The organism is Stenotrophomonas sp. SrG (assembly GCF_050031795.1).
Classification (GTDB): domain Bacteria; phylum Pseudomonadota; class Gammaproteobacteria; order Xanthomonadales; family Xanthomonadaceae; genus Stenotrophomonas; species Stenotrophomonas rhizophila_A.
Map to the genome: position 1 here is coordinate 1 of NZ_JBNBBE010001460.1, position 234 is coordinate 234.

The following is a 234-nucleotide window of genomic DNA, read 5'->3' on the forward strand; positions in this document are numbered from 1 at the left end:
CAAATTCCGACTGCACGCTTTCTCCGCCCCGAATCTGGACGCTGGCCGCGTCGATCTTGATGATGTCGGCACCGGCAGCGCGCATCGCCACCCCCAGCGTGCCGCCATCGTCGCGCGCGGCCAGCACGAACCACTCGCGGGCGATGAACGCATCGCCAGGCTCCTGGGCCAGGTTGTCGGTCTTGTGGAGCAGCCGGTTCAGGGCATTGCCGATCGACAGGGTGCCTTCCTGCC

The 234-nt window shown here is 67.1% G+C and carries 1 protein-coding gene; it reads right to left on the reverse strand.

The genetic code is table 11. The annotated features are described in order from the left end of the window. Positions 1 to 234 (reverse strand): hypothetical protein (locus ACQG3P_RS24250; RefSeq protein WP_426806477.1); only part of this gene is annotated, 234 nt, incomplete at both ends.